Consider the following 13,977-nt stretch of genomic DNA (forward strand, 5'->3'; position numbering starts at 1 on the left):
TTGTTTGTTTATTCTGCTTTCAAATATAAAACTATTCTGTCATATTTCTCAATAGGGAAACCGTCAATGTTTTTTATTTCCACAATATTTTGAAGTTCAGCTACCTCATCTCTATATTCAAAAATCTTTTTACAGAGATCGTAATCAATATATGGATTTTTTAAAACCTCCTTAAAAGTAGCCGTATTTATATTTATTTTTTGAATTTGTGGTTTTTCATAAATCTTAAACCTTTTTACAACTCTAGCTACAGTTGATTTATCAACTCCCCACACTTCGTTTAATTGCGATGCAAAAGAAAAACCTTGTAGTTTTTTTCGGTATTTTATGATTCTTTCTGAAATCACTTCACCAACACCATTAACAGCTTCAAAATCTTGCTGCGTGGCTTTATTTATATCATCAGTTGTTACCGAAGTTCTTTTACTCGGTGTCTCTTTATACACTGAATTAACTTTTGATTTATTATTTGATGCTAACTTATTACGTTTTACAACCCAATCTGGGAATTTAAAATAAAGTGAAATCTTATTTAATAAACTGTCTGACACTTTTGTTATTTCCTGAAACTCTTGTGCTGAGTTTACGAATTTACGTTGTGCCCGGTAAGCATGCAATCTATCAATTTCTTGAAGAGACATTCCTAATTGTTCTCCTTTAAAATCGGTAATATAATTAGGGTTAAAGGGATAAGTTTTAGGTTTCCTTTTTTCTAGTTCAACACTCTTTAAACTATCTATTTGTTTCTGAAAAGTTAGTAACTCTTTTGAACTTGTATCCGTTATTGGATCCGAAGAAAAATCTGAAAATAAATAAACAAACTGAAGAAGGACTATAATAAATATCAAAAAGAAAATCCCATTTCTTTGGCGTTTGTTATACCAGAAATGGGATTTAAATATTTTCATTTTAAAGAATTTTACATATGATCGTTAACATCTATAGCGCCATCTTCAATTGCTTCTTCTTTCTTATTAATTGCATTGGTGTATTTTATTAACTCTTTTTTAATAACCGGAGATAACATAATTACACCTATAATATTTGGTACAACCATTGCAAAAATCATTGCATCAGAGAAATCAATTACTGCACCTAAACTAATAGAAGCACCTATAACTACAAACATTAAAAATAATACTTTATAAACTAAATCAGTAATTTTTCCTTTACCGAATAAAAATTTCCATCCTTGCATACCGTAATAAGACCAAGAAATCATTGTAGAAAATGCAAATAAAATAACTGCAATTGTTAATACGATTGAGAAGTGAGGTATTACAGAATCAAACGCTATTGCTGTTAATTCAACTCCTTCTTTAATCTCTACACCATACTGCATAAACTGCCCGTCGAAATTTGTAATAATAATTACCAAAGCTGTCATTGTACAAATAACCACTGTATCTACAAATGGCTCTAATAAAGCAACAATACCTTCACTCGCTGGATATTTTGTACGAACTGCTGAATGTGCAATTGCTGCAGAACCTACACCTGCTTCATTTGAAAAAGCACCTCTTCTAATACCTTGAATCATTACTCCAATTAAACCACCTGCAATTCCTAATCCAGAGAAAGCTCCTTCATATATCAACATAAAAGCATCATCTATCAATGAATAATTAGCAAATAAAATAATTAAAGCTGCTAACACATATATTCCTGCCATAAAAGGCACTACTTTTTCTGTTACAGAGGCAATTCTTTTTATTCCTCCAATAATAACTACAGCTACTAATGCCGCCATTACTAATCCAAAATACATTCCTGCATTTGGCCCTGTTAATTCAAATAATTTGGTAAACTGTGCAGCTGCTTGATTGGCTTGAAACATGTTTCCACCACCAAAAGAACCTCCAATAACAAATATTGCAAATAAAACTGCTAATACTTTACCTAAGCCTCCTGCTCCTTTTTCTTTTAATCCTTTTGTCAAGTAATACATTGGACCACCATAAACAGTACCATCTTCACCAACATCTCTATACTTTACACCTAAAGTACATTCTGCAAATTTAGAAGCCATCCCTAATAAACCAGCTACGATCATCCAGAATGTTGCTCCCGGACCACCTATTGATAATGCTACTGCAACCCCTGCAATATTACCTAAACCAACCGTTGCAGATAATGCAGCTGTTAATGCTTGGAAGTGAGAAACCTCCCCGTCGGCTCCTTCATCTTTTATAGTTTCAAAAACATCTCCTCCTGGAGTTTGATCTCCGTATAATTTATCTACTCCGTGCTTTTCAATATCTTCGTATTTACCTCTAACAACCTGAATTGCTGTCACAAAGCCTGTAAAATTAATAAATTTAAAATAAAAAGTAAAATATAAAGCCCCTCCTATTAACACGATAAGTACCCAAGGTATTTGAAAAGTTTCTGAGAAAGGAATTTCATAGAATATAGCTTTTACAAACCAACCTGTATAATCTTTAAAAATTGTATCAATTTTATCTGTAGTACTGCTTTGTGCAAATGTTAACAACGGTGTTATTAATAATAACAACGTAAGAAGTCTTTTCTTCATAATAAATATGTTAGTTTTTATATTTTGTAATGCGCAATATCCTAAAAAAAATGCACTTCCGACAAGTTTTATGCGTTAAATGTGGCTTTACATTATCTTTTCTTTAAATTTTCGCAAATCTTCTTTAAATGATTTTGGTTGAAAATTTAATTCTTTATTTGTTTTAGATAAATCAAATCCTGTTTTAGATGGCCTAATTGCTTTTTGATTTAAATCATTTGTTGCTATCGGTTTAATCAAACTTTTATCTAATTTAAAAACATCTGCTATTTGCTGTGCAATCTCATAAATACTTAATAACGTGTTTGATGAAATATTAAAAATCCCTGTAGACTTTTTATCTATTACTATTTTACACGCTTGCGCCAAATCTTCAACATAAGTAGGCATACGAAATTGATCTTTAACAATTGTAATTTGTTTTTTATCCTCTAAACTCTTCTTTACCCACAATACAATATTACTTCGGGTCATATCAAACACTTTGCCGTATACCAAAATAGTGCGAAGAATCGCATAATCTATTTTAGAGGCTGTTAAAATATTTTCTGATTTCAATTTAGATACTCCGTAATAGTTTAGCGGATTTGGAGTGTCGGTTTCTTTATAAGGACCACTTTCACCATCAAATATAAAATCGGTAGATATATGTATTAAATGTATGTTATTTACTTCTGAATATTCTTTTAACAATTCTACAACACCTATATTTAATAGATCGCATGCTTTTTTATCATCTTCACAAGCATCAACATTTGTCATTGCTGCCGTGTTAACAATAACATCAGGCTTGCATGCTGTTAAGTTTTTAAGAAGTATTTTTTTATCAGTAAGGTCAACAGAAACATATTTAAAATTGGTTTTACCACTTCTATTTTCCCCTCTAGAAAATCCGCTTACAGTATATTTTTCTTTATCCTTTAATAAAAGGTTTACTAAGGTTTGCCCAAGTAAACCATTACTTCCGGTAACAACTATATTTTTCATTAAAACAACTCTCTTAATTTAATTATTTGCTCTGGGCGACCTAGAACAATTAAGTTTGCGCCTGCTGTTAACTTTACCGAAGCATCTGGATTTATGATATATTCTTTATCCGTAGTTCGATAGCCAATTACAGTGCATCCTGTTTTTTTACGCAAATCTAAATCTAAAATGGTGCTATTTAAATACTCCTTAGGCAGGTTATCTATCGCTATTTCTTCTAAATTCGCTGTTGTATCGCCCTCTATAGTTAATCTATCTACAAATTCTATAACATCAGGCGTAACAACTAAAGATGCCATATGCGCACCTCCTAATTTATCAGGCATAATTACATTATCTGCTCCTGCTATTTTAAGCTTGCTATAAGAAGTTTCTTTAGACGCCCTACTTATTATCTTTGAGTCTTTATTTAATTGATTTGCTGTTAACACTACAAATAAATTATCAGCATCCGAAGGTAAAACGGTAATTAAATTAGCGGCATTTAAAATACCTGCTTTTAATAATGCTTCATCGGTTGTTGCATCTCCCTCTATATTTAATATTCCTTTTTCGTCTAATTGCTTTATAATATCCTCATGCATTTCTATAACAACAACGTCTTTTTTGTAGCTATTTAATTTAGCTATTGCTTGCTTCCCATTTCTACCATAACCACAAACAATAGTATGCCCTTTTAACTTTTCTATTTTTTTTTGCACTTTTTTTATTTTTAGTTGACGAAAAAACTGACCGCTAATTAAATATTCAGAAAACGAGGATACTGCATAACCGAAAATAAATAAACTTGATAATATTAAACCTATCGTAAATATTTTTTCTCCTGTACCAAAAGGATGAACTTCTCCAAAACCAATAGTGGTTATGGTAATTATAGTCATATATAAAGCATCAATAAAAGAATAATTGAATATTATTAAATACCCTCCTACTCCTATTGATAAAATTAATACTGAAAATAAGATTGCTTTGTATAACCTTGATTTAAATACATTATTTATCATAAATCGAAAACAGAGGTTCTTTTAGTGTAAATCATATCTTTTAATTTTAATACAAATGCCATTGTTAAATATAAAGCAAAAGATAAACCCACGGTTACAAAAGATATGTAAATAAAAAACAATCGCACATTGGTAGCTCGCATACCTAAACGATCTGCCAACCTTGAAGACACTGCAAAACCATGGCGTTCAAAAAAATGACGTACCGAATGAATAAATTTCATAATTAACTTATTTTCATTGCAAGGTACCAATTTACAATGATTTGTTTATAACATCGGCTTTAAAATAAATTTGGTTTCTGTAACTTTGCTTTTCGTAAAAATCTCACTTTGAAAGAACAAGAGTACATAGAAGTATACGGAGCACGCGCTCACAATTTAAAAAACATCGATGTAAAAATACCTCGAGAAAAACTGGTGGTTATTACTGGCTTAAGTGGTAGCGGAAAGTCATCATTAGCTTTCGATACTATTTATGCTGAAGGACAGCGTAGATATATTGAAACTTTCTCTGCTTATGCGCGTCAGTTTTTAGGCGGATTAGAAAGACCTGATGTTGATAAAATTGATGGATTATCGCCCGTAATTTCTATCGAACAAAAGACAACTAATAAAAGTCCGCGTTCTACCGTAGGAACTATTACCGAGATTTACGATTTTCTTCGTTTACTCTTTTCTCGTGCCTCGCATGCATATTCTTACAATACAAACGAGAAAATGGTAAGTTATTCTGATGAGCAAATCAGGCAACTAATTTTAAAAGATTTTAATGAAAAGCGCATCGCAGTTCTTGCGCCTTTAATTAAATCTAGAAAAGGGCATTATCGAGAGCTTTTCGAACAAATTTCTAAACAAGGTTTTGTCCGCGTTCGTGTAGACGGAGAAATAAAAGAGATTGTAAAAGGAATGAAACTTGACAGATACAAAACTCATGATATTGAAGTAGTTATAGATCGTTTAATTATAAACGAAAAATCAGAAAAACGTTTAGAAGAAACTATAAAAACAGCTTTATATACCGGAAATAATATTTTAATGGTGGTTGATGTTGACGATGAAAAGCCTCGTTATTTTAGTCGCGAATTGATGTGTCCTACAACCGGAATTGCATACCCGAATCCAGAACCAAATACATTTTCATTCAACTCACCAAGAGGTGCATGCTCTAATTGTAACGGTTTAGGTATTACCAATGATATTAACGAGAAAAAGGTAATTCCTGATCATACTATTTCTATTAAAAAAGGTGGAATTATTCCTTTAGGAGAACAAAAAAATAGTTGGATTTTTAAACAATTACAAACTATTGCCGATAGACACAATTTTAAACTTACCGACCCGATAAATAAAATCCCGCAAGACGCGATGCATATTATTTTACACGGTGGTAATGATAAATTTGAAATCAACTCTAAAGATCTTGGTGTAACTAGAAATTACGAAATAGATTTTGAAGGGATTATCGCTTTTATCGACAATCAATATAAAAATGCAGAAAGCACTTCAATTAAACGCTGGGCAAAAGACTTTATGGATGAAGTTAGCTGTTCTGTTTGCGAAGGTAAAAGATTAAAAAAAGAAGCGCTCCATTTTAAAGTTGTTGATAAAAACATTAGTGATTTAGCACAAATGGATGTTACCGAGCTAGCTACTTGGTTTGAAAATATTGAAAGTAGCCTTTCTGAAAAACAATTAATAATTGCATCTGAAATACTAAAAGAAATCCGAACTAGAATTCAGTTTTTATTAGATGTTGGGTTAGATTATTTAACTTTAGACAGAACTTCTAAATCACTTTCTGGTGGAGAAGCGCAACGAATTCGATTGGCTACTCAAATTGGTTCACAATTAGTTGGCGTTTTATATATTTTAGATGAGCCAAGTATTGGTTTACATCAACGAGACAACGAAAAACTAATAAAATCACTTATTAAATTACGTGATGTTGGTAATTCGGTTTTAGTTGTAGAGCATGACAAAGACATGATTGAACAAGCCGATTTTGTATTCGATATTGGTCCGGGTGCAGGTGTTCACGGAGGTGAAATTGTAAGTGAAGGAACTTTTGAAGATTTAAAATCGCACAACACTTTAACTGCAGATTACTTAACGGGAAGAAAAGAAATTGCTGTTCCAAAAGAAAGAAGAGCAGGCAACGGAAATTTTATTAAACTATCCGGAGCATCCGGAAACAACTTAAAAAATGTATCTGTAAAATTTCCTTTAGGCCAAATGATTTGTGTTACCGGAGTTTCAGGAAGCGGAAAATCTACTTTAATAAACGAAACATTATATCCTATTTTAAATGCCCATATTTATCGTGGTGTAAAAAAACCAATGCCTTATAAAAAGATTGAAGGCCTAGAACATATCGATAAAGTAATTGATATTGATCAATCTCCTATTGGTAGAACTCCACGCTCAAATCCGGCAACCTACACAGGTACTTTCGGAGAAATTCGTAGTTTATTTGCCAAAACTCCAGAAGCTGCCATTCGTGGTTATAAACCTGGTCGTTTTAGTTTTAATGTAAAAGGTGGTCGTTGTGAAACTTGTCAAGGAGGTGGAGTTCGCGTTATTGAAATGAATTTTTTACCAGATGTTCAGGTAGAATGTGAAACCTGCCAAGGAAAACGTTTTAATAGAGAAACGTTAGAAATTCGTTACAAAGGAAAATCGATTTCTGATATTTTAGACATGACGATTAATGAAGCCACTAACTTCTTTGAGCATATTCCTAAAATATATCGCAAGCTAAAAACAATTAAAGATGTTGGCTTAGGGTATATTACTTTAGGGCAACAATCAACTACACTATCTGGTGGAGAAGCACAGCGTATAAAATTAGCATCAGAATTATCAAAAAGAGATACCGGAAACACTTTTTACATTTTAGATGAACCTACCACAGGCTTGCATTTTGAAGATATTCGTGTTTTAATGGATGTTTTAAATGAATTAGCAAATAAAGGAAATACCGTATTAATTATTGAACATAATATGGATGTAATTAAACTTGCTGATTACATTATTGACATCGGTATGGAAGGTGGGAAAAATGGAGGAAATGTTTTAGCCACGGGCTCTCCTGAAAAAGTTGCCAAACATAAAACTAGTTATACTGCTAAGTTTTTAAAAAAAGAACTAAATTAGCAAGCTTGCTAAAGATGTAAATTAGCAATATAAATTGTTACATTAATTATAAAAGAATTTATGAGTATGAGTCCGAACGATGACAGAAAAATTAAAGAAAAATTACAACCAAAAACTTGGAATGAAATAAAAACAAACGATTCTTGGGCTATTTTTAAAATCATGGCCGAGTTTGTTGAAGGGTACGAAAAATTAAGTAAAATAGGACCTTGTGTGTCTATTTTTGGTTCTGCAAGAACAAAAACAGATGACCCCTATTATAAACTAGCTGAAGAAGTTGGTTTTAAATTAACTGAAAACGGATTTGGAGTAATTACCGGTGGTGGACCAGGAATAATGGAAGCTGGTAATAAAGGAGCGCATAGAGGAAAAGGAACTTCGGTTGGATTAAATATCGAATTACCTTTCGAACAACACGATAATCCTTGGGTTGACCGTGATAAAAACTTAAACTTCGATTATTTTTTCGTTCGTAAAGTTATGTTCGTAAAATATTCTCAAGGTTTTGTTGTAATGCCAGGTGGTTTTGGTACTATGGATGAGCTTTTTGAAGCAATCACATTAATTCAAACTAACAAAATTGGTCGTTTTCCTATTGTTTTAGTAGGAACAAAATTCTGGGCAGGTTTATTAGACTGGATAAAAAACACCTTGTTAGAAGAAGGTAATATTAGTGAAAAAGATTTAGATTTATTTAGAGTTGTTGATACTGCTGATGAAGCTGTAGAGCACTTTAATAAATTTTACAAGAAAAACGAATTAAAACCAAACTTTTAAAAATAATTACATAAAAAGCTCGTTGATTCTTCAACGAGCTTTTATCTTTAATTTGAAACATCAATTACTCCTCTTTTTTATCTCACTTTTCATGTCCTGTTATACAGTAACAGCGCAAACGAATACTATTGAAATAGATGCAAAACTAGATGATAAAAAGGATTTACTTCACATCAATCAAAAAACTGTTTACTATAATAATTCTTCAGATACATTAAATACTATTTTTTTACATAACTGGTCTAATAGTTATAAAGACAAAAATACTCCACTAGGAAAACGTCTTATAGAAGATTATAAAAAAGACTTTTACTTTTCTAAAGAAAAAGATAAAGGTTTTACCAAAATACATGAGATTACAGTAAACAATAAAAAAGCTACTTTTAATGTAAAAGAAAATCAGCCTGATATAATTGAAATACCTTTAAAAGGTCTTTTAAAACCAAATGACAGCTTAATTATAGCTACAAATTATATTGTGAAAATTCCAAGTGCTAAATTTACAGGATACGGAAAAACTAAAAACGAATATCACTTACGATTTTGGCATATTACACCTGCTGTTTATAATAAAAAATGGCAACTGATGAGCAATTTAAATATTGATGATTTATATGAAAACCTAACAAACTACACTATAAACATTTCTATTCCTAAAAAATATACTATTGAAAGTAATCTGCCTCAAAAGAAAATTAAGCAAAAGAGTAACACGCTCTATTATTTAAAAGGTAAAAAAAGAAAAGATATTTTTCTTCACATTGACTCCCTAAATCAATTCAAATCCTTTAAATTAAAAGACAAAAAAATAATAACAGACACAAATTTAAAAAATATACCTAGAGACACTACTGCCAAAATAATAAATAAACAAATTGACTTTATTGAGGGTTTTTTAGGCAAACATCCACATAATGAAATTTTTATTGATGCTGCCACCATTAAAAAAAATTCGTTACATGAAATTTACGGACTTCCTAGATGGCTTAAACCTTTTCCTGAGAATTTTAGATGGGAAATCAACTTTTTTAAAGCACTTTCTAAAAGATATATAAATGATGCATTAATACTAAACCAGCGAACAGATTATTGGCTTACAAATGGTTTAGAAACTTTTTTAATGATGAAGTATATTGATGAGTATTATCCAAATATTACTGTTTTGGGTAAATACGCTAAATACTGGCCTATTAAAACATATAATTTATCAAAACTAAAGCAAAATGATAAATACTCTTTTGTATATCAATTTAGTGCACGTAAATTTTATGACCAACCATTAAATACTCCTTCTGACTCTCTTTCTAATTTTAACCAAAAGGTTGTTAGCGAATACAAAGCTGGGTTAGGATTGCTCTATCTTCAAGATTATATCGGAGGTGATACTTTGACTCAGTCTTTAAAAGAATTCTACGCTAAAAATCAATTAAAAGAAACTAACAGTCAACACTTTAAATCGTTACTTCAAAAAAACACCTCTAAAGATTTAGAATGGTTTTTTAATGATTATTTAAAAACGAGTAAAAAAATAGATTATAAAATCTCTAAAATAAAAACCACGAAAAGAAAAGATTCTTTAAAGGTTACTATTAAAAACAAAAGGAATATTTCTTCACCTGTTGCTTTATATGGCATACAAAAAAAGAAGATAGTATTTAAAAAATGGATTACAGGAACAGATTCTACAAAAACAATTAAAATTAAAAAAGGTGGCTTTGATAAACTCGCTTTAAATTACGAAAACATTTACCCAGAATACAATTCTCTCGATAATTTCAGAAATGTTAACAATACACTTATCAATAAACCAATAGATTTTCAGTTTTTTACAGATGTTGAAAACCCTTATTACAATCAATTATTTTATTATCCCGATTTTAAATATAATTTATATGACGGTGTAATTTTAGGAGTAAACATCAATAATCAAGCTGTGATAAGCCATAATTTCGAATTTAGCCTAACGCCCAATTTCAGTACAAAAAGCAATAATTTTTCAGGATCCTACGGTTTTTCTTACAATCATTTTTTTAAGAAAACTAAAATTTATAAAATTCGTTATGGTTTTAGTGGAAGTAGTTTTCACTATGCACCAGAGTTATATTACACTACGTTTGCTCCTTCTGTTAGCATTCAGTTTAGAAGAAATACATTACGCGAAAACGGATTAAAACTTTTTATTGCCAGGTTAATTAGCGTTAATAAACAAGTGGAATTAGGCCAAACCAAAGAGGCTAGTGACAAGTATAATGTACTTAATTTAAGATATATCAACTCTAACTTCAATGCTATAAAAAGAACCCAATACGCTATTAATGCGGAATTAAACTCTAGTTTTAGTAAAATAACAACCGATTTTCGTTATCGTAAGTTTTTCTCGGCGGACAAAAGTTTTGATGTTCGTTTTTTTGGAGGATTTTTTTTACATAACAAATCTGAAGGAGATTATTTTAGCTTCGGATTAAATCGTGGTTCTGATTATTTATTTGAACAAAACTTATTTGGGCGTTCTGAAAACGAAGGAATTTTTAGTCAGCAATTTGTAATTGACCAAGCTGGTTTTAAATCAAAATATAGTAAACCTCAATTTTCGAATCAATTAATAACATCAATAAACACAAGTGTTAGTGTATATAAATGGGCAGAATTTTATAATGATGTTGCAATGCTTAAAAATAGAGATACCTCACCTAACTTTTTTTACGAGAACGGAATACGTTTAAATTTTATCCCTAATATTTTTGAATTTTACTTTCCTATTTACACTAACGAAGGTTTTGAGGTTACACAAGAAGCATATCCTACAAAGATTAGATTTGTAATCACCACAAGTATTGACAGAATTTATAATTTCCTTAGAAGAGGTTTATTATAGATACTTCAACAAAACTTCTTTTTTTTTGATTTTTTTGAAGAATATTCAGTAATAGTTGAAATTTTTAAATTTCAACTAAAAAAACTATCTTTGTAAGCACACCAAAACCAGAAGATAATGAAGCAAAAGACCGAAATAGCTAACACTCAACAACTTTCTTTTAAAGATTTTAAAAATGAAGTTTTAAACGACTATCGAATTGCACGCTTAAGTAGAGAATGTAGTTTACTAGGGCGTAGAGAAGTTTTAACAGGTAAAGCAAAATTCGGAATTTTTGGTGACGGTAAAGAAGTACCACAATTAGCGATGGCTAAAGCTTTTCAGAATGGAGATTTTAGATCTGGTTATTACCGTGATCAAACTTTTATAATGGCAATTAACCAATTAACTCCTCAACAATTTTTTGCTGGATTATATGGTCATACAAATATAGATGCCGAGCCAATGTCTGCTGGTCGCCAAATGGGAGGACATTTTGCTACACATTCTTTAGATGAAAACGGAGATTGGAAAAACTTAACTGCTCAGAAAAATTCTTCTGCAGATATTTCTCCAACCGCAGGTCAAATGCCACGTTTATTAGGTTTAGCACAAGCTTCTAAAATTTACCGTAATGTAGATGGTTTAGAAAGTTTTACTGATTTTTCTAATAAAGGTAATGAGGTTGCTTGGGGTACAATTGGTAACGCAAGTACTTCTGAAGGTTTATTCTTCGAAACTATTAATGCTGCTGGTGTGTTGCAAGTACCAATGGTAATGAATGTTTGGGATGATGAATACGGAATCTCAGTACACGCAAAACATCAAACGACAAAAGAAAGTATTTCTGAAATTTTAAAAGGATTTCAAAAAGAAAACGATACAAACGGTTACGAAATTTTTGTTGTAAACGGATGGGATTATGTACAATTAATTGATGTTTATAACAAAGCTTCAAAAATTGCAAGAGAACAACATATACCTGTTTTAATTCATGTAAAAGAATTAACACAACCACAAGGACACTCTACTTCTGGTTCTCACGAAAGGTATAAATCTGCAGAGCGTTTACAGTGGGAACAAGAATTTGATTGTCTTGCTCAAATGCGTAAATGGATTTTAGAATTCGAATTACAAAATGAAGACGGAACTACTTTAAAATTTATTGATTCTGAAGAGGATTTAATAAAAATAGAAAAAGAAACTAAAAAAGAAGTTAGCAAAGCAAAACGTGATGCTTGGAGTGCTTTCACAAATGAAATAAAAGAAGAAGTTGCTGCTGCTGTAAATTTATTAGAAAAAGTAGCTCAAAAAAGTAACAACGCTTCATTTATCAATAAATACAAAAACGATTTATTGGCGATTACTGAACCTATCAGAAAAGATATTTTGGTTGCTGCCCGTAAAACATTACGTTACTTAAAGGATGAAGATTTTGCAGAAAAAACAACACTTCAAAACTTTATTAAAGCATCTATAGATAATGCTGCTGTAAAATTTTCTGCTCACCTATTAAGTGAAACAGCATTAGCTACAGAAAAAATTACTGCTGAAACACCAACATATGCTGCTGAGAAAAACTTAGTAGATGCACGTGTTATTATGCGTGATAATTTTGATGCTATCTTTAATAAATACCCAGAAGCTTTAATTTTCGGAGAAGATGCTGGATATATTGGTGATGTAAATCAAGGTTTAGAAGGTTTGCAAGAAAAATATGGCGAACTAAGAGTTTCTGATACAGGTATTCGTGAAGCTACAATTCTAGGTCAAGGTATTGGAATGGCAATGCGTGGTTTACGTCCAATTGCTGAAATTCAGTATTTAGATTACCTTTTATACGCTTTACAAATTATGAGTGACGACTTGGCAACACTTCGTTACCGTACTTTTGGTAAGCAAAAAGCACCGTTAATTATTCGTACTCGTGGGCACCGACTAGAAGGTATTTGGCATTCTGGTTCGCCAATGGGAGGAATTATTAATAATATTCGCGGAATTCATGTACTGGTTCCAAGAAACATGACCAAAGCTGCCGGATTCTACAATACTTTATTAGAAGGTGATGATCCTGCCTTAGTGGTAGAATGTTTAAACGGATACCGTTTAAAAGAAGAATTACCAACAAACCTTGGTGAGTTTAAAACTCCGATTGGTGTTGTTGAAACAATAAAAGAAGGAACAGATATTACTGTAATGTCTTACGGTTCTACGCTTAGAATTGTAGAAGAAGCTGCTAAAGAATTAGCACAAGTAGGTATCGATATCGAAATTGTAGATGCACAAAGTTTATTACCTTTTGATTTAAATCACGATACAGTAAAGTCGGTTGCTAAAACAAATCGTTTATTAGTAGTTGATGAAGATGTACCAGGTGGAGCTTCTGCTTATTTATTACAAGAAATTGTAGAAAATCAAAATGGATACAAACACTTAGATAGTAAACCACAAACCTTAACTGCAAAAGCACACAGGCCTGCTTATGGTACAGACGGAGATTACTTCTCTAAACCATCTGCTGAAGATATTTTTGAGAAAGTATACGAGATTATGAATGAAGCAAATCCTGCTAAATTTAAAAGCTTGTACTAAGCATAATATTACAATAATCATTAAAAATCCCAAACGTAAATGTTTGGGATTTTTTTTTAACAAAACAATAAG

General features: G+C 31.2%; 9 protein-coding genes. 4 read left to right on the top strand and 5 right to left on the bottom strand.

Annotated elements, in window-relative coordinates; translation table 11 throughout:
- Window positions 1-8 precede the first annotated feature (8 nt).
- The 5 genes from P2G10_RS01100 to P2G10_RS01120 form a co-directional block, all read right to left on the bottom strand.
- Window positions 9-908, bottom strand: a complete 900-nt coding sequence (locus P2G10_RS01100; RefSeq protein WP_275314887.1) for a ComEA family DNA-binding protein — start codon at window positions 906-908, stop codon at window positions 9-11.
- An 11-nt stretch (window positions 909-919) separates the two neighbouring features.
- Window positions 920-2,536 carry an alanine/glycine:cation symporter family protein gene (locus P2G10_RS01105; protein ID WP_275314888.1) on the bottom strand — a complete coding sequence of 539 codons (1,617 nt, stop codon included), beginning with the start codon at window positions 2,534-2,536 and terminating at the stop codon, window positions 920-922.
- A gap of 87 nt (window positions 2,537-2,623) precedes the next feature.
- The gene (locus tag P2G10_RS01110; protein ID WP_218773127.1) at window positions 2,624-3,523 is read right to left on the bottom strand and encodes an SDR family oxidoreductase; all 900 of its coding nucleotides are present in this window, start codon (window positions 3,521-3,523) and stop codon (window positions 2,624-2,626) included.
- On the bottom strand, window positions 3,523-4,527 hold the full coding sequence (locus P2G10_RS01115) for a potassium channel family protein (protein ID WP_218773128.1): 1,005 nt from the start codon (window positions 4,525-4,527) through the stop codon (window positions 3,523-3,525). The genes P2G10_RS01110 and P2G10_RS01115 overlap by 1 nt, the downstream gene beginning before the upstream one ends.
- Window positions 4,524-4,751 (bottom strand): PspC domain-containing protein, encoded by a 228-nt coding sequence (locus P2G10_RS01120; RefSeq protein WP_218773129.1) that lies wholly within the window; start codon window positions 4,749-4,751, stop codon window positions 4,524-4,526. Before P2G10_RS01120 ends, P2G10_RS01115 begins: the two co-directional genes overlap by 4 nt.
- A 108-nt stretch (window positions 4,752-4,859) precedes the next feature.
- Here P2G10_RS01120 and uvrA point away from each other — a divergent pair, with 108 nt between their 5' ends.
- The 4 genes from uvrA to P2G10_RS01140 all read left to right on the top strand — a co-directional run bounded on the left by uvrA (window position 4,860) and on the right by P2G10_RS01140 (window position 13,905).
- Window positions 4,860-7,682 carry an excinuclease ABC subunit UvrA gene (uvrA, locus tag P2G10_RS01125; RefSeq protein WP_275314889.1) on the top strand — a complete coding sequence of 941 codons (2,823 nt, stop codon included), beginning with the start codon at window positions 4,860-4,862 and terminating at the stop codon, window positions 7,680-7,682.
- Between the two features lie 66 nt (window positions 7,683-7,748).
- Window positions 7,749-8,459, top strand: a complete 711-nt coding sequence (locus tag P2G10_RS01130) for an LOG family protein (protein WP_275314890.1) — start codon at window positions 7,749-7,751, stop codon at window positions 8,457-8,459.
- Between the two features lie 91 nt (window positions 8,460-8,550).
- Complete coding sequence (locus P2G10_RS01135; protein WP_275314891.1) at window positions 8,551-11,334, top strand: gluzincin family metallopeptidase; 2,784 nt, start codon at window positions 8,551-8,553, stop codon at window positions 11,332-11,334.
- Window positions 11,335-11,451: 117 nt separating this feature from the next.
- Entirely contained in the window at window positions 11,452-13,905 is a 2,454-nt protein-coding gene (locus P2G10_RS01140) for an alpha-ketoacid dehydrogenase subunit alpha/beta (RefSeq protein WP_275314892.1), read from the top strand.
- Window positions 13,906-13,977: the final 72 nt, after the last annotated feature.

Source organism: Tenacibaculum bernardetii (assembly GCF_029125915.1).
GTDB classification, from domain to species: Bacteria; Bacteroidota; Bacteroidia; order Flavobacteriales; family Flavobacteriaceae; genus Polaribacter; species Polaribacter bernardetii.

Coding starts and splice junctions, on each gene's coding strand:
- P2G10_RS01105 (WP_275314888.1), bottom strand. CDS start 2,536: ATGAAGAAAAGACTTCTTACGTTGTTATTATTAATAACACCGTTGTTA.
- P2G10_RS01115 (WP_218773128.1), bottom strand. CDS start 4,527: ATGATAAATAATGTATTTAAATCAAGGTTATACAAAGCAATCTTATTT.
- P2G10_RS01140 (WP_275314892.1), top strand. CDS start 11,452: ATGAAGCAAAAGACCGAAATAGCTAACACTCAACAACTTTCTTTTAAA.
- P2G10_RS01130 (WP_275314890.1), top strand. CDS start 7,749: ATGAGTCCGAACGATGACAGAAAAATTAAAGAAAAATTACAACCAAAA.
- P2G10_RS01100 (WP_275314887.1), bottom strand. CDS start 908: ATGAAAATATTTAAATCCCATTTCTGGTATAACAAACGCCAAAGAAAT.
- P2G10_RS01120 (WP_218773129.1), bottom strand. CDS start 4,751: ATGAAATTTATTCATTCGGTACGTCATTTTTTTGAACGCCATGGTTTT.
- P2G10_RS01110 (WP_218773127.1), bottom strand. CDS start 3,523: ATGAAAAATATAGTTGTTACCGGAAGTAATGGTTTACTTGGGCAAACC.
- P2G10_RS01135 (WP_275314891.1), top strand. CDS start 8,551: ATGTCCTGTTATACAGTAACAGCGCAAACGAATACTATTGAAATAGAT.